This is a genomic window from Bacillus sp. AY18-3 (genome assembly GCF_008042305.1).
Taxonomy (GTDB): domain Bacteria; phylum Bacillota; class Bacilli; order Bacillales; family Bacillaceae_G; genus Bacillus_A; species Bacillus_A wiedmannii.
The window spans coordinates 26,527-48,491 of record NZ_QKQR01000029.1 but is presented as its reverse complement, the minus strand read 5'-3'; the positions used below and the strand labels follow the sequence as shown (position 1 = coordinate 48,491).

The 21,965-nt window shown below is 33.8% G+C and carries 16 protein-coding genes and 3 pseudogenes; 3 read left to right on the top strand and 16 right to left on the bottom strand.

What is annotated here, in order from left to right; translation table 11 throughout:
* Nucleotides 1–48: 48 nt before the first annotated feature.
* Together DM800_RS22605 and DM800_RS22600 are read right to left on the bottom strand one after the other, a co-directional pair.
* Nucleotides 49–360, bottom strand: a complete 312-nt coding sequence (locus DM800_RS22605; protein WP_002035317.1) for a heavy metal-binding domain-containing protein — start codon at nt 358–360, stop codon at nt 49–51.
* A 204-nt stretch (nt 361–564) separates the two neighbouring features.
* Nucleotides 565–2,790, bottom strand: a complete 2,226-nt coding sequence (locus DM800_RS22600) for an N-acetylmuramoyl-L-alanine amidase family protein (protein WP_147787622.1) — start codon at nt 2,788–2,790, stop codon at nt 565–567.
* 595 nt (nt 2,791–3,385) lie between these two features.
* On the opposite strand from DM800_RS22600, the gene DM800_RS22595 reads away from it, so the two are divergent.
* A complete protein-coding gene (locus tag DM800_RS22595; RefSeq protein WP_147787621.1) occupies nt 3,386–4,585 on the top strand; it encodes a hypothetical protein in 1,200 nt (399 codons plus the stop codon).
* Nucleotides 4,586–4,773: 188 nt separating this feature from the next.
* On the opposite strand, the pseudogene DM800_RS22590 reads toward DM800_RS22595, so the two are convergent.
* Together DM800_RS22590 and DM800_RS22585 are read right to left on the bottom strand one after the other, a co-directional pair.
* Nucleotides 4,774–6,202: pseudogene (locus DM800_RS22590) on the bottom strand (IS4 family transposase).
* Nucleotides 6,203–6,397: 195 nt separating this feature from the next.
* Nucleotides 6,398–8,071, bottom strand: coding sequence for a M4 family metallopeptidase (locus DM800_RS22585; protein ID WP_137051230.1), 1,674 nt, complete (start codon nt 8,069–8,071; stop codon nt 6,398–6,400).
* 473 nt (nt 8,072–8,544) lie between these two features.
* On the opposite strand from DM800_RS22585, the pseudogene tnpB reads away from it, so the two are divergent.
* A pseudogene (gene tnpB / locus DM800_RS22580) lies at nt 8,545–9,666 on the top strand (IS200/IS605 family element RNA-guided endonuclease TnpB).
* Nucleotides 9,667–10,047: 381 nt separating this feature from the next.
* Here tnpB and hfq read toward each other — a convergent pair.
* The 7 genes and pseudogenes from hfq to DM800_RS22535 all read right to left on the bottom strand — a co-directional run bounded on the left by hfq (nt 10,048) and on the right by DM800_RS22535 (nt 15,673).
* A complete protein-coding gene (hfq, locus tag DM800_RS22575; RefSeq protein WP_147787620.1) occupies nt 10,048–10,236 on the bottom strand; it encodes an RNA chaperone Hfq in 189 nt (62 codons plus the stop codon).
* Between the two features lie 1,016 nt (nt 10,237–11,252).
* Nucleotides 11,253–11,654 (bottom strand): annotated as a pseudogene (locus tag DM800_RS22560) (GyrI-like domain-containing protein); the annotation flags it as partial.
* Between the two features lie 177 nt (nt 11,655–11,831).
* Nucleotides 11,832–12,551 carry an MOSC domain-containing protein gene (locus DM800_RS22555; RefSeq protein WP_147787618.1) on the bottom strand — a complete coding sequence of 240 codons (720 nt, stop codon included), beginning with the start codon at nt 12,549–12,551 and terminating at the stop codon, nt 11,832–11,834.
* 147 nt (nt 12,552–12,698) lie between these two features.
* Nucleotides 12,699–13,115, bottom strand: coding sequence for a FosB family fosfomycin resistance bacillithiol transferase (fosB, locus tag DM800_RS22550; protein WP_088083289.1), 417 nt, complete (start codon nt 13,113–13,115; stop codon nt 12,699–12,701).
* A 536-nt stretch (nt 13,116–13,651) separates the two neighbouring features.
* Nucleotides 13,652–14,476 (bottom strand): DUF2262 domain-containing protein, encoded by an 825-nt coding sequence (locus tag DM800_RS22545; protein WP_048567207.1) that lies wholly within the window; start codon nt 14,474–14,476, stop codon nt 13,652–13,654.
* A 391-nt stretch (nt 14,477–14,867) separates the two neighbouring features.
* Nucleotides 14,868–15,296: a hypothetical protein gene (locus tag DM800_RS22540; RefSeq protein ID WP_048567208.1), complete on the bottom strand. Its 429-nt coding sequence runs from the start codon at nt 15,294–15,296 to the stop codon at nt 14,868–14,870.
* A 41-nt stretch (nt 15,297–15,337) separates the two neighbouring features.
* Nucleotides 15,338–15,673 carry a hypothetical protein gene (locus DM800_RS22535; protein ID WP_048567209.1) on the bottom strand — a complete coding sequence of 112 codons (336 nt, stop codon included), beginning with the start codon at nt 15,671–15,673 and terminating at the stop codon, nt 15,338–15,340.
* 928 nt (nt 15,674–16,601) lie between these two features.
* Between DM800_RS22535 and DM800_RS22525 the strand changes: the two genes are divergently transcribed.
* Complete coding sequence (locus DM800_RS22525; protein ID WP_000467336.1) at nt 16,602–16,832, top strand: helix-turn-helix domain-containing protein; 231 nt, start codon at nt 16,602–16,604, stop codon at nt 16,830–16,832.
* A gap of 5 nt (nt 16,833–16,837) precedes the next feature.
* Here the strand turns inward: DM800_RS22525 and DM800_RS22520 are convergent, their stop codons facing one another.
* The 5 genes from DM800_RS22520 to DM800_RS22500 form a co-directional block, all read right to left on the bottom strand.
* Nucleotides 16,838–17,452: a replication-relaxation family protein gene (locus DM800_RS22520; RefSeq protein ID WP_147787617.1), complete on the bottom strand. Its 615-nt coding sequence runs from the start codon at nt 17,450–17,452 to the stop codon at nt 16,838–16,840.
* Nucleotides 17,391–18,572 (bottom strand): FtsK/SpoIIIE domain-containing protein, encoded by a 1,182-nt coding sequence (locus DM800_RS22515; protein ID WP_147787616.1) that lies wholly within the window; start codon nt 18,570–18,572, stop codon nt 17,391–17,393. Before DM800_RS22515 ends, DM800_RS22520 begins: the two co-directional genes overlap by 62 nt.
* Before the next feature lie 100 nt (nt 18,573–18,672).
* Entirely contained in the window at nt 18,673–18,858 is a 186-nt protein-coding gene (locus DM800_RS22510) for a hypothetical protein (protein WP_147787615.1), read from the bottom strand.
* Nucleotide 18,859: 1 nt separating this feature from the next.
* Complete coding sequence (locus DM800_RS22505) at nt 18,860–19,156, bottom strand: hypothetical protein (protein WP_001077845.1); 297 nt, start codon at nt 19,154–19,156, stop codon at nt 18,860–18,862.
* A gap of 1,038 nt (nt 19,157–20,194) precedes the next feature.
* On the bottom strand, nt 20,195–21,895 hold the full coding sequence (locus DM800_RS22500; protein WP_147787614.1) for a hypothetical protein: 1,701 nt from the start codon (nt 21,893–21,895) through the stop codon (nt 20,195–20,197).
* Nucleotides 21,896–21,965: the final 70 nt, after the last annotated feature.

The window sequence follows — 21,965 nt, the reverse complement described above, 5'->3', positions numbered from 1 at the left end:
AACAATTGAACGTGCAGTTTACCAATGAGGTGCTATTTTTCTATCTATTTACACACGTACAGCTGTACCGCTTACCGCAACCATTAACATTCCGTCACGAACTACTTCGTAGTCTACATCGATACCAACGATTGCATTTGCTCCTTTTTGCGTCGCAAGTTGTTTCATTTCGTCCATCGCAATGTCACGAGCTTCTTTTAATTTACTTTCATAAGCACCAGAACGGCCACCTACAACGTCACGAACAGAAGCGAAGATGTCGCGTACGATATTTGCACCCATAATTGCTTCACCGTTTACGATGTCCACATACTCAATAATTTCTTTACCCTGAATAGTATTAGTTGTTGTTACGATCATTATTAACACGCTCCTATAATCTCTGAAAATTTATTTTCGTTTCTTATAATCTTATTATTCATTTATAATTGAATCGTCTTTTTTGTATGTAAGATTCGCCCTTAACGTACAATATTTTTTTGTCGTGTCGAGCTAAATATAGCATACATACAACAAGGGATGCAGTACATATAAGCATTCCCTTGTTATCGTCATGTTATTATTTTAGTACGGCATTTTATGTCCCCACTTGTCAAAGTGATAATCTTTACCGTCGATGTTAAACCAAGCGTCTGCATAAAGTGAACCATCTTCTCTAGCACAATACCAAAGGTATCCGTATGCAAGAGGAAAAGGTCTATATCCACCACCAACTTGGAACCATCCTGTTTTAGCTGCCCCATTCTCATCGAAGTAATAATATTTATTATCGATAGTTTGCCAGCCCGTTTGTGCTACGCCGTTATTGTCAAAGTGGTATAGCTTACCATCTATTTTTTCGAACCCTGCTTTGTTAACTGAGCCGTCTTCATGAAAATAATATCTTTTTCCATCAATGTCTTTATAATCATTGAACGTATCATTGTAGCCATTTATGAAATAGTATCTTTTATTGCCTATCATTTTCCAACCGGTATAGAAATCTCCATCTTCTAAACTATAATATGCCAGTGATTTCTCCTTTTTGTTGATCCCTGTTTTCCAAATCGAACCGTCTTTATTAAATACTAATCTTTTGTTGTCAAACGAAGCATAAACATCGCTGTTTATAGCTTCTCCATTTATCCTAGAAGCTCTCTCAAGTACGCCTTTGTCAGAAAAATGAAGAATGGTATTTTGATCTTCTAGACGTATTTCCTTTTTATTTACATTGTAATTTTGGAAATAATAAATTTTACCATCTATTTCTTTCAAGCCTTCTTTAACGAATACTCCATCAGCATCGGAATAGCTATTTCTATTTTCTTCCCAGGTTGATCGTTGTAAAACACCGTCATCATTAAAGTGGTATTCCTTATCATTAATATATGAAGCACTTCCAATTCCAGTAACCATGTAGCCATAAGGCGGTGAGAAATAATAAGTCTTCCCTTTAATGTCTTGCCAGCCTGTCAAAATGACTCCATCAGCATCTGCAAAGGAATAACCAGTACCTCGATTTATCCAACTGTTCTTTATCACGTTTCCAGAGGAATCTTTTGCAAGATATTTAGTAGGGTCCTTTTCATCAGTTATAGTCTCTATTTTGTCATACTTCTGTCTCTCATTTTCTTTACCCGGATACCACTCTATTAACCAATTGTTAATTTCATCGTTGCTTTTTCCAGTGAAACGAATTTCGGATTTGAAACTCCAATCAGTACCAAATTGTTGAGTGTTTAAATTACCAGCCAAACTTACCCCATTTTTGTTATTCAAACGGAACTGAAATTTACCATCGTAAGAATTTCCTATCTGAACAAGGTCAAACACTTCATCATCACCAATCGAGTCGGAATATTGAAGGCTCTTTCCTTCTTTCCCTGAAAGATATTTTGAACCTGTTTTTACGATTACTTTATTCGCCCCTTTTTTATAGGGGATAATTTGATAAGGGTTCCCGTGATTTAGTGCGTTAAATGGTAGTGCAATAGGTGTCTCTAGGACGTGAGTACGCTCCGCCAATACATCAGATAATCGATCATAAAAATCTGCACGAGCTTTAGGGTCATTATTAACATAGTTGTCAAGGACATCTTTAGATACTGGCTTTGAAGTCAATGTTATCAATTGTTTTTGCTTATCTGATAATTTATTTTCTATCTGACCATATAGGTAATCCGAACTTCTAGCAATCACCGCCCAATCGCCAAAGGAGTCGCCGGAATATTTTTTGTAAAGTGGACCAAGAAATCTTGGGTTTTTACCAGATGCTTTTTCTACAAATGCATGTTGGCCTTGATTTATCACAACTCCGGTCTTTCCTTCGTCTAATTGTGCTTGTGTAATGTAAAGAAGATCGTGTTCTGAGACATTTGCTCCATTAGGGTTTAGATCTATAATTGCACCTGCTTCAGTAATTTTAAGCTGCTGCCCAGATTTTAGTTGATGAATTTCAATTCTTCCATTTGGATAGCGTACTTTAACTGGTTTAAGAAAATTCGAATCACCTTGTGTATGATACATGGAAATATTAAATTCCCCAGATGTAAAACTAGGAGCTTGGTAAGTTCGGTTTTCTGCATATACATCAATGTGAGTGCCAGGGTCTACATCCTCTGGGCTTATTCCAAGTGCTTCATAAGTGTCTGCTACAGCACCTAATACAGTAATAGTTATATCTAATACCGCACCTACCCCTGCGCTAGCTTTGTTTTCTGCAATAGGAGCGACAGAAAAAAGAATACCTAATGCCGCTGCAGTAGGAATTACTTTCTTTCCAATTCCAATTGTTTTAAATTTTTTCTTCATTTTTGTTGTCCTCTCTTAGTAAGATTTAGCCTAGATTGCTTACATGTAACACTGTAAAAAATAAACATATAAAGACTGTCGTATGTTGATTTGAAAATATAAAATCAATAGTTATAAGTTCATCTTAGTTTAAATACCTTTCATTTTTCTTTCAAAAGCGTTACAAAAGTCTTACATTAATATATTATAAAATTTTGATTTTTTCGATATTATATATTTTTTCAGCTTGGCCCCATGCTCATTAAGCGAAGATTTTTAAGTATCCCCAAAACAAAATTTTTATTTGTAAAATGAATGAAGTAGTAAACAAGAAAGGCTGGCAAAATGCCAACCTTTCTTGTTTTTTTGGTCTCAATTTTTATTTTGATAAGATATATCGGTGGTTTACTTATGTATCAATCATTTTATTCCTATCGGTATGTCCAATTTTTAGAAATTACTTACAAGAGTCCTGAATTGTTTGTATGAGAAGCAATGAAATGGTTTTGTAACATTTATGAAAGACTATTGAAAGGGATTTAAATTAAGATAAGCTTACAGATAATAATGTAAATATGTTGGAAACAGTATAAATTAGAAAGTAAGGTGCAAATCCATGAAGGAAAAGATAAAGAAATATATATATAAAATCCCCCCTGTAGGAATTACGATGGGGATTGTATTCAGTTTCAACCCATTTACAAAACATAAAGCAAAAGCAGACGTTGATACGTTCGCAGCGATTGTTACAACATTTGGTGATACCTATGATTCGTTTTTAAAAGAGCCTTTTGTTATCATTTTATCCGAACAAAGTGCTAAAAATGATTATACAGCTAACAATGAAAACCGTGCTTACAAAGCTCCTACTTTTAACAAAGGAGAATTTGGTATTAGTGTGTTTGATTATTATAAAAACCAAAGCTTTTCTAAGGAAATTAAACTTTTCTATAAAGATGGGAAAGTTGAATATAAAACGATAAAACACGGTCAACAACTTCTGATTAAGCAAGCTGGTATCATAGTGGACTTAAATCCTGATGAACCAGATCTATATAAATATGATATTTTGTATATTACACAAAAACAATTAGATGAAGGGAATACTGGTATTGCGCTTACGAATTGGCAAACATATTACTTAAAAAGTGACAATAGTGGTCAAATGAATGGTCCTTTAGCTCTAAAATATATTAGACAGGAGTTTCCAAATATAAAACCAGGTAGTGCTTCTTTTGACTTAGAGAAACTGTTTCATGCACTACCGGAAGAGAAACGAAAACTGGCAACAATAACTTCGAATCCAGTAAAAGAATCTAAAATTTTTAGTTATACCGCTGACGAGCTTGCGGAGATAAAGAGACATAAGCTCGCTGTCGTTACACAGGATAAAAATGAAGAATGTTCTTCTATTTCTATGAAAATTAGAAACAGGGATAACGTCTTACGAACATGGGAGGGGAGTACGAATATTTCTACTTCATCTAATTGGATCTCAGAAGATAGGAGTATATTTACAATTATTCCACTTGAAAAAAGATCTAACAAGGTGTACATAGAAGCAAATGCAACCTATCTTACATCTGCAAATGGTGAGGTGGGCGTTACAGGATTTCGCGCTTACGGACAAGTATGGACACTTGTTGATTATGGATTTGAAAGCTTCTCTTTAAAAAATAACCACGGACAATATTTATCTGTTCATGATACATCCGTATGTCTGACTGACAAGCCTGATAAAAACACTATATTTCCCATTACTATTCAAACAGATAAATGGAATGAATGGTTAGCTAAATGGTATTCTAGCAAATAAAATGCAAGTTGATATAACCTCTAGAAGCTTTACAAACATTTTTAACGAGTAATGAACCACATCGCTATCAAGCTAAGATTGTGCAAAGTCAATTTTAGGCGAGATTGTTTCTTTTTTCTAAAGGGCAAGTATAGGTGATTGAAAGATTTGCATACGAAATAAACCCTAACGGGTTTCACTTTTTTGAATTAAGCGGCTTGATTATCAGACATGGTACAATTGTAAACGACACCTAATATATCAAAGACCGTTTTTTTCTCATATCGATGAGATTTCCGCCCGTTTTGATGTAGGAGATTGAACAGACGAAGTAACACCTTTGATAGCTCTTGGGTGTCTTTTTGAATAGTTTGGAATAGAAGAAGAAAATAGTCTTTAATCATATATATTGCTTTATACTCACTAAGCTCCCGTTTTTTCTTCATGAGTAGTAATTGGCGCATTTGAAACATGATAGAAGAACAGAGTAGAATGGCAATCAATTGACCATATAAATGGCACTCCAATCGTTCTGGTTTTATCTTTTTACAATGATGAATTTGAAAGAATGACTTCCACGTTTTAAATAAAATTTCGATTTGCCAACGCAAAGAATACCAGTCATGTACCTGTCCCATCGGGACAATATCTGTATGGGTGTTTGTCATATATACATTGATACCACTGAGTCGTTTACTACGAGGAGAATACTTCATTCCTTTCTTTTTTCTCTTACAGCTTGATCTTGTAATCGTTTTTGTTGCTGTTGTTTTGTAATCGATGAACAATTACACGAGCTGGCACTTTATCAATCATTCCTACATAAGTATCAGCTATTTCACATGTTTGTCCTGGTTGAAGGGAGTTCATTAACGTCTCTATATCTATCTGTATATACTCTGTACCTTTCTTAATTCTTCCGTCCTGAAAATAATCAGGGTTAGGATTTTTTTGATAAATACGTGTATTCGACTTGATACGAGAGATATAGTAGGCCTCTTTATCTTGTATATATTGAAGGTCTTTTAAATGAAAATAACCTAAATCTCGGATACATAAATCATTCGCTGTCACAGTTGGGACACACAGAGAGCCGTAAGTGCGATCATGTTGTTTACCTGGACCTGTATGAATATGTAGGAACTGTCCACTTAATAAATCATACTCAAGTTGAATTTTTATCCCAGCTGTATGGCTGCATCCTCTTGCACCTGGATAAACCGATGAAAATACATCCGGGAGTTGAAATGTAGTTGAATCTAAAATACGAATACGCTTGAAAACAGAAGTGTATGGAGAAGAAATCGGCATAGATGTGGCCAATTTTTTGCTTAGTAGTTCGGCTAGTAGGTGTTGTAAAAGTTGGACGGCCGCCTTATTAAACCGTTGATTCAGTCCCTCAGGACTGATGAGTACTTCTGTTGATGCTTCTAAACAGCTAGATAACTGAGTTAAAGAAGTCATAGCTACATTTTGGCTCACCCATACACATAAAGCTACTAAATCTTTTGCTTGGTACTTACTTGTTCGTTGCACAAAGCCAACATCTCTAGCAAGATTTCGTAAGATATTAGGGGATAAAAAGCTTTGAATTTCTTGAGCAAATAGTTGTAATTCATCAGATACAGAAATTGACATACAAAAACGCCATCCTTTCCTCTGATTCTACAGAAAGAATAGCGTATTTTTTCATTTTAGGGGGAATTTTTTTGTTAGCTTGATAGCGATGTGGCGGGACCCCAGTATACGATAAAAAATACAGTGAAAAAAGGACACCCCCGTCAGATACTCCTAGCAAGCGTGTCCTTTTACACTTTTCTATCAATGAAACTATTATTTTACTCCTACGTCATTCCAAGCTTTTTGTACAGCTTGATATGTCGCGCTATTAACGCCATCGTAATCAGCAACAGATTGTAATAATGCAGCACGTGTCTTACTGAAATCACTAGTTGGTGTAAGGTACGTTGTTAAAGCACGGTAGTAGATTTTTTCTGCTTTTTCCTTACCAATAGCATTGATTGTTAAATAAGCAGCTTTATTTGGAATACCGCTATTGATATGTACGCCGCCATTGTCTCCTTCTTCTGTTGGTGGTAAATATTGATAGTCATTCATATGAGCAGGTTGGCCATACTTTTCAGGATTTGATAAGCTGCGAAGTGCATCTCCTGCAACTTTTGGCGTAGTTACAGCTTCTCCTAAATCCCAGTTGGCTGGATCAACGAAATATCCAAATACATCAGAAAAAGATTCATTTAGTGCCCCGGATTGATTTAGGTATTCAAGCTCAGCTGACTTGTCAGTTACCGCATGTGTTAGTTCGTGTGCAACAACATCAAGAGAACCTGACAGCGGTGCGAATTGAACACCATCGCCATCACCATATACCATTTGTTGTCCATTCCAGAATGCATTATTGTAGTTGGTTCCGAAATTAATTCCAGAACGAATCGTTGCACCTTTTCCATCAAAACTGTTACGGTTATGAACATTTTTATAATAATCATATACTTTTCCTGCATTAAAATGAGCATCAACTGCAGGAGCTTGGCTCTTATCTATCCAAGCATTATCTGTATCGAATAGAGCGTAATTATCTGGATTTTGCCAATCAGTGCCATGATTAGTTGTAGTTGTCTCAATAACGCCACCATTCATCGGCTTTGTTGTGTCTTTTAAATAGTATTTTCCATATTGACTGCTATAAGTTGTATTCAGGCTTTTTCGATCCCCCAATACGCCGTTGCCATAGCCTTTTTGCGGAGTATCTGCATCTGTAACTGCATTATATGAATTTACAATTGTTCCATCTTCTGCGTTTACATAGATTTTCCAGTTTGCTCCATAAGGTTTAATGAATTGTAATTGTACTTTATAAGTTAAGTAATAATTCCCGTCTTTTTCATAAACAACTAAATCTGCTTTTTCATTTGTAGATTTTACGGTTTCTTTCATTTGTTCTAACGGAGTCCCATTTGTTTCTACAAATGTATCTTTTTTTGCTAGATTAATATGTTTCCATGCATTTGAAAGGGCAGTTTCATTTGAAATCTTTGCCTTTGTATTTCCTTTCAAACGTTCAGCGGCAGCGGGATGTACGTCTCCGTTAACTGTTGTTACTTTTCCATCACGATTTGTATGAACAATGAAACGTGCTCCATCAACTGGAACTTTATTAATAGATTGAATGTACACATAATGTTTCATTCCTAAATCATCTGACTTTACTTCTTTCAGTGTTAAGTCAGTTTGTGGGTTGATTTTAAATAATTCTTTATTTTCTTCAAGGAACGTTTTTACTGCTTTTTCTGAATCAACTTTTCCATCAGATAATTCCCCTGAAAGGAAGGATGGATTTCCTTGTTCATCATTCCACTGTTTTTGAACGACTTCCATTTTGTTCAAAGCTTCTTGCTGCGATACTTGTTCTGCTGCAAAGGCACTTGAAAATGGAGCACCTAAAACCATTCCGGTTGCTAGTAATGTAACGACGGATTTCTTCATTTTTATTTCTCCTCTCAATACTACGTATAATAAAGATGCATCTTATTAAGGGATTATACAGAAAAAACATTATCTTGTTATTATTAATGCAAAATTGCATATTCTTAAAAATTAGAATGTTTTTAATTTTCTATCTGTTTATTGTTATAGAAACATCCTTTTTCACAATGATTTATGGATAGAGGAATTTAGGGGGAAAGGTGGCATGACTTGAGCACTTATATTCTCATACAATAAAAAAAGAGAGCGACATGCTATATAAGGTTTTGGTGCAAAGGCTGTATTTATCATTTTAGCCAAGAAGACTCCTTCCTCAAGGAACGCGAAGTGAGTAGGTGGGAGATGAATTGGCTTCGGGCAAGGGATGGCAGGAAGCCATCTTAATTGTTCGACATACATAAACTGTTACTTCACTACCTATCGAATGTACGTTTGTTGTATAATAGACATATATCGAAATGGGGGTGAAACGAATGATGATCAATAAAGCATATAAATTTCGTATCTATCCAAATCAAGCACAAGCGACCCTAATCAATAAAACGATTGGCTGTTCTCGTTTTGTATTCAATCACTTCCTATCTCTATGGGATAATGCATACAGAGAAACAGGAAAAGGTTTGGCATATGGTACATGCTCTGCCAAACTTCCTGCCATGAAGAAAGAGTTTGTTTGGCTAAAAGAAGTGGATAGTATTGCGATTCAGTCGTCTGTTCGCAACCTTGCGGATGCTTATACACGCTTTTTCAAAAAACAAAACAGTGCCCCGCGTTTCAAATCTAAGAAAAACAATGTACAATCTTACACCACAAAACAAACAAATGAAAACATTGCCGTTATAGGAAACAAAATTAAATTGCCAAAACTAGGTCTTGTTCGATTTGCCAAAAGTCGTGAAGTAAAGGGACGCATTTTAAATGCTACAATTAGACGGAACCCTTCTGGCAGATACTTTGTATCATTGTTAGTTGAAACAGAAGTGCAAGAACTTCCGAAAACACATTCTTACATTGGAATGGATGTGGGAATAAAAGATTTCGCCATTTTGTCAGATGGAACAACCTATAAAAATCCGAAGTTTTTTCGATCATTAGAAGAGAAGTTGGCAAAAGCACAGCGTGTTCTTTCTAGAAGAATGAAAGGATCTTCTCGATGGAATAAACAACGAGTAAAAGCAGCTAGAATTCATGAATACATGACGAATGCTAGAAAAGATTACTTGGACAAAATCTCGACTGAAATCATCAAAAACCACGATGTTATCGGTATAGAGGATTTGCAAGTATCGAATATGTTAAAGAATCATAAGTTAGCAAAAGCAATTAGTGAGGTATCATGGTCTCAGTTTCGAACTATGTTGGAATATAAGGCAAAATAGTACGGCAAACAAATTATTGTCGTATCGAAAACATTTGCTTCAAGCCAATTATGTTCTTGTTGTGGATATCAAAACAAAGACGTTAACAATCTAAAACTACGTAAATGGGACTGCCCTTCTTGTCGTACACACCATGATAGGGATATTAACGCAAGTATCAATCTAAAGAATGAAGCGATAAGGCTTCTAACCGCAAGGACTGTGGAGATAGCCTAATAAATTAGAGTTCGATAGAACTCTTTACTTAGGAATCCCCCTCTTCTAAACGAAGTGAAAGTGGGGGTAGTTCAATATACTTTGTCTTGTAGTTTCCTATATAAAGCTGATCTTGAAACAAAAAAAGAATCCTTATAATAAGGATTCTGCAACAGGAAAGAACAAATATATAATAATAAAAAGAATTACTTATATTATAATTTAAAAATAAGACAAATATATTGAGAAAACTCGGAATGAATTGAATATTTATATGTGCTTATTTATAATTGATTAAGAGTTGGAGTAGTAATCTGTCATCTGTTCCTTTTTTAAAGAAGATTGATCTCAATCTTCTATTTTTTGTGTTTTTTCCTCTTCCATCGAAAAAAGGAAAAAGGATTACTTAAGAATTGTGGAAATTGCTTGCTTGTAGACTAGTTGTTGCTTACCATGAACCATCATAAGAATAGTGAATTTATCCATCGCAAGGATCTGCCCACGTACTGGAACGCCATTCTTTAAAAATACAGTAACTTCCCTTTTTTTCTCTTTCAATTGTTCATACATATCTTTTTGTAAGTTATACATGAAATACGCCCCCTATTTGTATCTACTTTTCTTTTAATACTTGCTGCCTCTCATTGTTGTCTATATACAACTATCGTATCACATTTAAATTAAAATACGGCTCTAAGAAGAAATTGAGCCGATCCTTTTGAAAATAAAAAAAAGACGCAATAAAGCGCCCCCCATTTGGGTAATTAAGAAGTAAGGTTTCCAAGATAACTGAAAAAATAGAACAGGTGCTTAGATTTTACCAGATTTTTTCGCTGAATGAACATGCATTATTGCATGCTAACGTAAAATCCTGCTATTTTCCATTTTGGGGCACCATACATGCCCATTAACTTAAGAATATTAACTTCCCCCCAATTGAAAAAAACGTTATTCTCTCTAAACAAGTTAAATTAGAAAGGATGACGTTTTTTATGAATCTTTCGATTCAAAGTGAACTCCAATTATTTGCTGAAGAATTACATCGATATCTTATTCTTCAGAAGAGCTTGCTAGAAAACTAGCTTTTGTACAACGGAAACGTAAGTTTTTAGGTCATGATTTGGTTACTCACAATATAAAAAGCTCAAATTTCTAAGCATTTAAATTGAGAGTGTTTTTTCATTACTCCTTGAACTACTCACCACTTAACGTCCTTACGGACTGTTTGAAGTGGGAGATTCCTGTGAACACCGATGTATCCACCGGTTATCTTAACAGGCTCTACCCGTAGTCCCTACGGTGAGAACATAAGTATCTTGTACGTTGACTCACCACACTACCTACTTTGGCTTGGTTTTCGCAACTTCGGCAAGCGTGGGTCGATAGAACGTTGAAGATTTTACGGTTGCAACGTTTTTCTGCAACTAACCTCATATCTTCAGTTTTCGAAGAGCAATCTGTACAAGTAAATGATAGCAAACATGTTGGCATATGCCAACCGACATTCATCTCCCACCTAAAATTGGTGTTTCACACCTTCACATTTTTGAGGAAGGAGTCTTCTGTCGGAAAACGATAAACAGCTTCTTTTTTATTGAATGTGTATTTTATTTCGGTATAACAGGGACCCAGAGTTCATGTCTCGGTTTATGTTTCGGACCGTAATAACATTCTATGCATGGTAAGTTTGCAAGTTCATACTCAGAGGTTGAGACCCACTCAGAATATAAGTGTTTCCATGCATCCACTATGTTCGGAAAAACTGCCCATGTACTTGCAGGAATAATTAATGTTTCCATATCAGCTGATACTTCCCCATCATATCTTACACCCATAAAGTAGGAAAACTCTTCATCTGTTATGGCGGCTTCTTTTCCACAAACCCCCAAAAGGCTTTCAAGCGTGCATTTTGGATTTTCCCATGACATAGCTATTAATTCTTGCATAAATCCGTCTTTTTTCGCAGTGTTCCAAAGTGTAGGGATTTTTTTAAATGCGCTGCTTGTTTGACTTTGCATAAGCTTAGCTTGATAGCGATGTGGTGTTACCCCATCGCTATCAAGCTAAGAAAAACCAAATACCCCAAAACGAGGCGTATCTCCAGTATTTTTGAAAAATCCCACGCTAAGCAAAAAAAAACATCCATCAGGACGGCTTTACTTTTTACATAATCAGTGTTATCGAAGTTATTCTAATATGATAGAATCCCCAACATTCACTTTTCCTGGTTTTATAACTGATGCATAGACTCCAAAATGATTATTTCTTTTTTGTACAACAGTTTTTAAGAGAGTTTTTTCAAATGTTAATGTGTCAGGATCAATAGTAATAATCATGCAGCGTTCACAGTGTCTTACTATTTCTAATTCTGCTTCTCCTATACGTATACATTTTCCAAACCATGTATCTTCTACGAAAGGAATATTTTCATATAATGAGAATATCAAGTTTGGACGAAATCTCCTATGGTTCACACCTTGTCCCCACATTGCACTCATTTCTTGTAATGACGTATCAGTCACAATTAATACATGTTCTTCTTCAATTGCACCTAGAGGTACTTGCTGGGGTGAGTATTGTATACCTTTAATTCTACGATCTGATTTTTGTTCCAATTCTGTAAGTAACTCTTGATCTCCCCACTTATATATTTTCCCTTCAGGAGAAACGATTTTGATTGATGGATATGTATCCAAAGTTTCTTCTCCTATAAAACTCGCCGTATAACCAATCATTTCAGGAAGTTGTGTTGCGGTTAAATACTTTTCTGGTCTTGTTTCATCTAAAAAAGCATGGCTTCTATCTCCATATAAGCCATAAGGTGCAATGAAAGTTTGTTGAACATTTTCTCCGCGAAATGACTTTATTGGATGTCTTACAATTTCTTTTAGTTCTCCAATTATCATATCACTACTCCTTTTTTATCTAATCTTATTCCTTAATTATATAATCAATTGGAATTAGTTACCTTATGAATATAGTATTCATGTGAAGTTTACATAACCTATCATTATCAGAAGTGCGAAAAGCTAGTATTTTACTAGTTTTTTTAATCAGTAAAAAGTCATATGCTTTTTATCTTCTTTATAATATTGTAAACGATCTTGTAAAGTACCAGTATGAAACTCAAACTTATGACCATCTGGATCTGTAAAATAAATAGACCGTTTATCTCGGTCATCTCTCTCTCGTCCAGGTAAGATATTAACATGATTTTGAATTAATATTTCTTTTAAAGAATCAAACTCATTATTTGTTACAGTGAAAGCTATATGTGTATAAGAGTACTGAATTTCGTTTCTTGGTATACTTTCTTCCACATTTAGAGCAATCCATAAACCATTTAAATCAAAATAAGCTAACTTTCTACCTTTTACTAATAATTTTGCTTGAAGTATATTTTGATAAAAATCAATAGCTTTCTCTAGATTTGCAACTGAAAAACAAATGTGGTTAATACTTTGTATCATGTTCCATTCTCCTTGTTAATTGATTAAGTTATATATCCCATTATAAGTAAAAAAATGCCTTTCTACTAGGAGTACAGACCTATCACCAGCAAGCTAAAGAAAGCAACTACTCCAAGACGAGAAGATTAACAACATAAGATGTAAATGTACATTGTTTTGTTTTTGGGGTACTATAAAATCTTAGCTTGATGCGCATATGGTGCTATCCCTTATAGCAAGAATCAAAAAAGTTGAAGATAATATAACCGAAGTACAGTTATTGTTAGCTAAAATTACGGGTAACTTTAAGCGTGGTAATGAGAAATTTGGTAAAAATAAACTAAGCCTTTACTTTGTATTTCGCAAACAATGTTGGATGGTTTAACAATCAAGCGCCATTTTTTGAATAAAATTTAGATTTTTAAACGATTTTATTATCGGTACACATCAAAAAGTATAACTATTTATCCCGCTACTTTAGAGCAGTAAGAGTCCGATTGGTCCAACTAATCCATCAGTAGGGATGAAGAAAAATCCCCACTGATGGAAGTTTCACTTTATCCTGCAATCTCAGCCGAAGAGAGCCCCTCATGAATATTTCCGCTTACAATGATAGAATGTCCCCAAAATATATCTCCATCCAAAAAGAATATTTCAAAATCACCTTCTGAATAAACGCTTAAGCTGCTTAATGTGATGGAATCGATGAACATTTCTTTTGTAATTTCGTCGATTTCCGCTTCATCATCATCTTGTAGCCATTCATTTGCTAACTCTACCAGTTCTTTTGCGGCGTACATTTTCATTTTCATGTTCCATTCATCTTGCTCTTTGAAAAGTGCATGTGCTGTTTCCAGTGCAGACTTCATCATATGTTTGTCTTCATTCCAATCAAAATATAAATGACATTCTTCACCAGCCCAAGACATTCTCTTTTCAAAAGTTTTCACTCTTTTATCAAGTTCAAACTCACCCAACATCCCATCATGATAAAAAACCGGTTTCATCTCATCTTGTAAGATAATTTCCAACTCATCATCTTTATATGGTGTTTCCAAAACCTTAACAAGCATCAATGAATTTTCTGACTTGCGCACCTGTAATGTTACAACTGTATTTGCTGTCAAAATGTCTTTTGATTTTCTCCATTCTTCATCATCAACCAACCATGCGAGTCGTATGTCTTCTTTTGTAATCGTTTCATTGTTATGTAAGTCTTTCCACGCAATCAAATCAATTGACGCAGTCCACAAAATGTTGTCACCGCCTTTTGATGCACCAATTCCTAATGCCCCTGTGACAGCTGCTATTTCAATCACATTTTCTGAGAATCTATTTTCAAATCTACTTATTTCACTTGATTTACTCAATTTCGTACACATTCCTTTCGTTACCCACAGGCATAAGTACTTTGTGAGTTTTCCTGTTTTATTATAATTGGTCTATGTTTTGTAACAAAAACGAACGTTTAAATCACGTTTGTATTTAAAAATAATGAGCTTCATAACTCTTGAATTCATTGTAACAAAATACTGTATCCAAAGTAATTTGTTACTTTATAGTAGGGTTTAGTGTACTGCTACTTATTTAACTGTAGACCGGAATTCTTATGAGATAGATGAAGAGGATAGTAAGTATGTCTTCTTAGATATATTTAAAGAGGCTTATATTCAACAACATAGTGATGTTTTAAAACAATCAAATAAAATTATTAAAAAATATAACTTGTTAAGTGAATCTAGAATTAATGCTTATTATAAGGGAGTGTGAATTTCACGCCCCTGTGAACCAATAAAGGGCAAAATAACTTTCTTCTGTTTCCATAACAAAGAACACATCATTCCAGTCTGGTTCATAAGCATATGCACATCTGATTCCACTTCGAGGAAACTCGATAGGTTTGATATAAGGAGAATATCTATTTCTTACTTCTGTAAATTCTTCTTTGGATATCATTTTCAATTCTTTTAGTTCTGCTCTAATTCTCTCTTCAAGTTCCTGCATAGTCATTTCTATCACATTTTTTCCTTTATACCAATACCAATGTGTATTTCTCCGTTTAATGAATAGGCATTGTACTGCAAACTCCTCCAAATCATTAATGCTATCGTAGTTATTTTTTCTTTTGGTTTGTTCAAAAACGTATATTGTCTCTTCACATCCCCCTATTAATTCATCATCTTCAAATACAAAATATTTCACACTTACCACTCCTTAATTAATATTTTTTTGATCTTTATGTATTACTTCTTGCCAAAAATATTATTTAGTCCACTAAGTAAAAGTGCCAAGCCAGGGAATAGATAAAATGTAATTTTATTTACACAAACAAATAAACCTATTGCGGATACAATCATCAAAAATCCAGCCTCTTTACATGCACCCTTAGCTTTTATAAAACCAAAGAATCCTAAAATAGAAAAAAATGCTCCCATACATCCAACAGTAAGACCTTTTTCAGCTCCATCTAACTCTCCCATTTCGTATGCTAGTCTTCCTAGAAATAGAATAACTAGCGAACATAGTAATCCTAACAACGTACCAATCAGTCCAATTACATCTTCACCTGTTCGTTTCAATATAACAACCTATCCTATTTTTCAAATTATGTATATTTTATGTCTGTAATATGATTGATGTATATACATATCACCTTATCATGTTTATCAATAACTCTTAACTCATTTCGAGTAATCAAACATTGTTTCATCCTCCAAAACAGAACTTTTGTTCTTACTATAAACCTTTTGTTTTGGTTTATACAAACATTTTTTAATTAAATTTCGGTACGTGAAATTTAATTAAGTCGTGGATTAATAAAGAAGATAGACATCCCCTCCTTAAGTCATGTCTATCTCTTTACATGAAAACCTAAATCATCCATTGCATGATGCATATCCAGATCATTTTAAAGAGTGGATCCTATTGATACTGAACAGCGGAAAATTCTTTAGAAACACTCAATTGGACTATAGAAGTGAAATTAAAATTATCCGATGAAGAGTTAATAGAAGTTTACAGTTTCGAGTGGGGAAACAAATGGGCTTAAGAACTCCTTTTGGAATAAGAATGCTTATAAAATGCTAAACACGTTATACGCAGGTTGTTATAAAAGAGAAATGCTTATTTCTTTAAAACCAATGAAATAATTACAATGTTCTTCAAAATTCGAATGTTGAACAGTTTAATATCTCTTAATTTATTAAATTCACCCTCAATTCTTCATAAATTTAAAAGAGCTTAAATCCTTATGCACCAATGGATCTAAGCTTTTTATTTTGTAAGAATACACTTTGCAACAAGTTGCCATTAGGATAGTGTATCAGCAACTTGTAGCTATTACTATGAATGCTACATTCTTCAAAATTATTACACATTTTTTAGATTTTCTTTATATTATTCTATGCTTTATTTAAAATTATAATTCCATATTTATGAACAAAAGTTTAGATTTATGGAAATTTGGACAAGTTATTATTACAACAAGCTTAATTAGGGGGGCTTCCGATGTTTGGGTTAGGAAAAAAGAGAACTCCATTTGGTGAATATTTAGACCGTAGAGGGATTAAACAACAATGGTTAGTACAACGAACCGGATTAAGTAAATCTTTAATAAGTGATTTAGCAAATAAGAAGGATCGAATTCCCACCTTAACATCCGCAACTAAAATCATTAAAACACTAAGGAAATTTGATAAACGTATTGATTATCACGATTTTTGGGACATAAATGCTTAAAACAACTAAAATATATCTTCCATTACAAATGTTCTCATAAACACATTTCGGTTTATAGCATATTGCTCTAACTTTGATTGTCGATAGTCTGATAATGTAAAAAAATTAATTACTGGAACAATAGCATGCTGTCTTTTGTAGATATCTGTTATATGGCCATATAACTGTATTTTATGTTCGTTTGCCTTCATATGTTGCATACGATCTATTTCAACAAAATGGGGAACATTATCCTCAAAATACGTTGCGTCAGGAATAATCTGATACCGTTGACCATTAATTGAAAACTCGATAGGTCTTTCTGTTTTCCATTCTGGAAATCCAAGCCACATCCAGCCTTCGTTTCGCATTAATATGTGCTGTAATTGACTACTTTTCTTTACTTTTTTTGTAATGCCTAATAAATCCCGTCCCTTTTTATTTAAATAATATACGTGTTCACGAGCCATTTTTGTAATATGACAATACGGGTGCATATCCTTTAATACACGATTTGCATTTCGAATACTCCCTAGACAGTGGATGGCTTGTAATTGCCTCCTAGTTAAAAAATCCAACTTACTCAAAGTGGATAAAATCTCGATTTGTCTCGCTTTCTGTTTGAGTGTTTGGTGCCTCATTTTGCTTCACCACCTTATGTTGCTTTAGTAACTCCCACATATCTGTATCCTTTAAAAAAGGTACCTGAATTTCTTCTGTACGATCAGTCTTAAATAATGCTCTTCCAGGAAGAGAAGGTAAATCTTCAAGACCTAATTCATCCAAAGCAACTTGTGAGGCGACCGCCGTTGGTAATCGAAAGCCTATTTTCGCATCAGCATTTTGTTTAATTTGTCTTGGTAATGTATCAGAAGTAGGATATTGCGTACAAAATATGAGCCGGAATCCTAAACCACCTCCAATTCTTGCGATTTCAGATAGCATCTCCTGGCACAAAAATAATACATCACGTTGTTTTTTAGGTAATCCTTGTGTGGGACAAAGATTTGCTCCTTCATCTACTATGATGAAGCAACGTTCTCTAATTGATGTGTCTATGATATTGGTAAAATAGGACTTCTTCATCATTTCAATCTGTTTTACCATCTTTTCACGTACTCTTCCCAACATTTCTAATGCCTGTTCTGGATTTTCAGCGACTTCTACAACTTGGGATAGCTCTTTGTAAGGACTAAACTCTAGCCCTTCTTTCAAATCAATAATAAAAAATTTCACGTGTTGAGATTGTTGTAAAATTAAACTAGTCATCACATTTTTTAAGAATACTGTCTTTCCAAAACGAGTCATTCCACTTACACACATATGCGGTGTTTTCTCAAAATCATGATATACATATTTATCTAACGCTTTCCCCACTATAACTCTCCATGTATGCTCTTTTAATAGAACCTTAGACCAATTCCACATTTCAGGTATTCTTTGGCTAAATACTCGAATATGAAGCTCTCTTTGATAAAACAATATTTTAACAGGTTTATATAAGCCTTCTTCTAATACTTCAGCTAACTTTTGGATAAGTTGACTAGGTACACCAAGTGGTAACTTGTAAACATAATTCATACTTATATCATCTTTAATTTCTTTTATAAAAATGGGATATTGTAATTCACCTTTATGTTGAACACATACCTTTGTAATTTCAAAAAACGTTGCAATTTTTTTCTTATCATTCGGTCCATTACTTTGGTAAAAATAAGCTACAGTTATAAAGGTTGCTGGGATTAATAAAAGTGACAACATTCCCTCCATACCTCCTTAAGGTAGTTGAGCCTGTATGGAAGCTTAGAAAAAGCTGTTTAAAATGCGCTATTATAATCATTTTCAACTACCAGATGTAATGCTAGCGTAGAAACACATCTAGAATATCCATTAGAACGTACCAAACGCTCCCAATTAGTAAGCATTTAAGACCCGCACGTAGCAACCAACCTGGAAGATAAAAACCGTTCTTCTTCAGCAATTGTATTCCTAAAACTGAAGCTCCCGTCACGCCATATACAATCCCTAGCTCTCCAATGATTGTCATATTAACCCCATCCTTTTGGTTTAATGGACAAATTCCCTTTACCGTCCTTAAAAAGTTGATATTCATCTAATAGCTGATTCCAGGAGACAGCCAGTTCATCACCATATAGATCCTCTTCGATTTTTTGACTTAAATAATAATACCCTCGGTATTGTCGGTCCAGGTATACTTCATGTCGTCGCATGTGTTCTTGTATAGCACATACGTTTTCTTCATTTTTAGTCGCTTTGTACATTTGTTTCAATGTTCGAGAAGAATACAGATAAGGTGTACTATACAGCATTTGATATTGATTCATATATCTTCACCATCCATATAGAATTCTAGATACACTAAATACATATGATAATGATATGAGTTTTCGAATTTGTCCCTAAAAAAATACGTCATTCCTATTTTGGAATGACGTTTGACAGGAATCTTAAATTCTCTGACATGTTGCTATAGCCTTAAAAAATAACTGTGAGGATAGCTATAGATTTATTTTTGAACACACAATGGTATTTAATGAATGCTATAGTTTTGTTAGTTTTTCTATAATCATTTTTTATCGTTATACTATATCAATTTGTTTATGAATATTAGTTAATAAAATCTAATATAAATATATATCTTATATATATTTAAAATATAAAGATAAAACTTATATAGGACTGAGAAATGTACGTATAGCCTTACTGTAACAAAGCCTTTTAACATTACATAGCGTAAAAAATCATAAATAGTATAATTTTACAGCAGAAAAACAAACCATATTAAGCTCTAAAAACTACAAATAATCATAAATGAAACTTAGTATTTCTACATAAAAAATGAAACAAATTAATACATTATTAAACATATTTATTCAATCGTGAAATTTCATATGAATTCACGGAATCTCCACAATTTGATTATAGTTACCCACAAAAGATTCACATTATGTGTTAATTAATCAACATAATCCATATTTAGCACATAACTCACATGAATATTGATGATTTTTGATAGATGAAGGTGTATAAGCTATTTATATCAATGATAATTGCACTAAATTACTCACATTATGTGTTATTTATCTACTTATCCACGAAATTTAATTTATTTCTTATGATTTCTTGTAGGTATTTGAATGTATTTAGACAACTCATAACGTCTTTTTATGAAAGTATGTGTGGAAATTGAGATAAGTACCATACTATTTTTGTATATGATTGCATAAAAAAAGACTCTATTATGAATAGAATCGAGTAAAGTTACTTATTGTGAAGAAGGAGTAAATTTCTTTTAAATAAACGGATCAACACGAATAGCCCTCTATCTTGAATTTTTTTCAAAAATAGAGAGCTGATGATGATTAGTTCGCTTTCATTGCTGTCAGTACTTGCTCAGCTGTTGTTACTTGAATACCAGCGCGTATTAACTGTTCAAAGGCACGCATAAATGTAATTAAATTGAAGCTATCTGGTACTTCAATAACACGAAGCTTTTCTTTAGGTAATCTATCTATCTTTTCAATGAACAATTCACGAACATCACTAGGAATAATACGCTCTTTATGCCCTCTTGCTTTTAAGAGTTCACGTATTTCAATTTCTAAAGCCATATAAGCGTTTAGGTTTGTACCTTGTTCATAGGCATACTTTCTAAACAACGTTTCTTCTTGATACTTTAGATAGTTGCGGTGATACGATTCCTCTGTAACAGGTACAGCAAATTTAGAGTTTAGTAATTCATACGTTTTGCGGAACAACTTTTTGATGTTTCGCAGAGAGTACATAGAGAAATGCAATCCGAAATCAAATACAGCTTGTTCTTTTTGTTCTTTTGGAACATGCTGTGTAATAAGAGGATAGATACCTTCTTTAGCAGCTGTATCAAGAATTTTATATTGTGATGTTTGATTTAATAATTTCTTCAGTGTATATACTAACTTGCTTGGATATTCTTCATTACGATCTATCATGTCACGTAAGCTATGGATTACACTTCGAATTTGTCGATTGCATGTATGTTTTAGCACATGAATAAATTTGTTCATGTCTTGTGTAAATTCTCCAATACTCACCTCTTGTAGTACGGATTCGATAAAACGAGCTTTACGAGCATAAGTAAGCTTTGGTGTGAATGGATCACGATACTGTACTTCTCCGATTTCTTTTGTACATAAGAAATCGGTATGTAGGGATAGATATAGAGTTGTATATCTTTTTTTATTCTTAACCCCTTTTTGTAATTTACAAATTTTGAATAGTGGAGTCCCTGTACATGGTAATGCAGTTGTTAACTCTGTTATAACCGCACGTATCTGATGTGGGTATTTTTTATGTAAGAAGCGGTACATTCCACCAAAATGAGTTCTATTCCCTCTTTCATCTTGTTTGTCTAAGGAACGTTTTAGTGTAGTTTCACTGTGCTGTTGCATAGCAATATCTAAGAATAGTTTCTTAGATGCAATTGATAACTCAAAGAAAGCTTTTGTAAATACCACTGGGCTAATATAAACATATGCATTGGCCTTTTCAGTTTTTTCATTCATAAAATGAGTTAATTTAATTGTATATCGGCCATCTAATTCATTTTCAACCGAAATAATGTTATGTATACTTAATTTCTTTAATGCAATATAGAATTGAGAATGCTGTATGTAAGCAAATTCTTCTTTATACAGTTTGTAATCTTCCCACATCATATGTATTGTTACATTTGGAATGACTCCATTTGTGTAACATTTTTTATGTAGATATAAGAAGACCTCCAGATCTGCGTTTGTAATTCCATATAATTTATGCTTTCTTCCCACTGTTTCCGAAATAGCAGATAGTGTACGACGTGAAAAAGATGGTTTAGCCTGTGCTACGAAGCCATCCACATCGGCAATACGCTCTTCGTATGTCATATGATCAACAATATCCTCAAGGTATGTATCTTTATAGCTGTAGTATTTCTCTTCGAAATTTTCAACAAGTTTTTGCCAAGACTTCAGTGTTACTAAAACTGCATTTGTGGATTGTCCATTTAGACTACGTTGATTACGAATAATAAATGATTTTCCCATCTTTTTCACCTCCTACCTATAAATATTGAAATAAACACCAAAAACTATAAAATATATCAATTTTGATTAT

Coding starts and splice junctions, on each gene's coding strand:
- DM800_RS22510 (WP_147787615.1), bottom strand. CDS start 18,858: ATGACAATCATTGGAGAGCTAGGGATTGTATATGGCGTGACGGGAGCT.
- fosB (WP_088083289.1), bottom strand. CDS start 13,115: ATGATACAAAGTATTAACCACATTTGTTTTTCAGTTGCAAATCTAGAG.
- hfq (WP_147787620.1), bottom strand. CDS start 10,236: ATGTATAACTTACAAAAAGATATGTATGAACAATTGAAAGAGAAAAAA.
- DM800_RS22500 (WP_147787614.1), bottom strand. CDS start 21,895: ATGGGAAAATCATTTATTATTCGTAATCAACGTAGTCTAAATGGACAA.
- DM800_RS22585 (WP_137051230.1), bottom strand. CDS start 8,071: ATGAAGAAATCCGTCGTTACATTACTAGCAACCGGAATGGTTTTAGGT.
- DM800_RS22515 (WP_147787616.1), bottom strand. CDS start 18,572: ATGTTGTCACTTTTATTAATCCCAGCAACCTTTATAACTGTAGCTTAT.
- DM800_RS22505 (WP_001077845.1), bottom strand. CDS start 19,156: ATGAATCAATATCAAATGCTGTATAGTACACCTTATCTGTATTCTTCT.
- DM800_RS22520 (WP_147787617.1), bottom strand. CDS start 17,452: ATGAGGCACCAAACACTCAAACAGAAAGCGAGACAAATCGAGATTTTA.
- DM800_RS22600 (WP_147787622.1), bottom strand. CDS start 2,790: ATGAAGAAAAAATTTAAAACAATTGGAATTGGAAAGAAAGTAATTCCT.
- DM800_RS22545 (WP_048567207.1), bottom strand. CDS start 14,476: ATGTGTACGAAATTGAGTAAATCAAGTGAAATAAGTAGATTTGAAAAT.
- DM800_RS22595 (WP_147787621.1), top strand. CDS start 3,386: ATGAAGGAAAAGATAAAGAAATATATATATAAAATCCCCCCTGTAGGA.
- DM800_RS22605 (WP_002035317.1), bottom strand. CDS start 360: ATGATCGTAACAACAACTAATACTATTCAGGGTAAAGAAATTATTGAG.
- DM800_RS22555 (WP_147787618.1), bottom strand. CDS start 12,551: ATGATAATTGGAGAACTAAAAGAAATTGTAAGACATCCAATAAAGTCA.
- DM800_RS22525 (WP_000467336.1), top strand. CDS start 16,602: ATGTTTGGGTTAGGAAAAAAGAGAACTCCATTTGGTGAATATTTAGAC.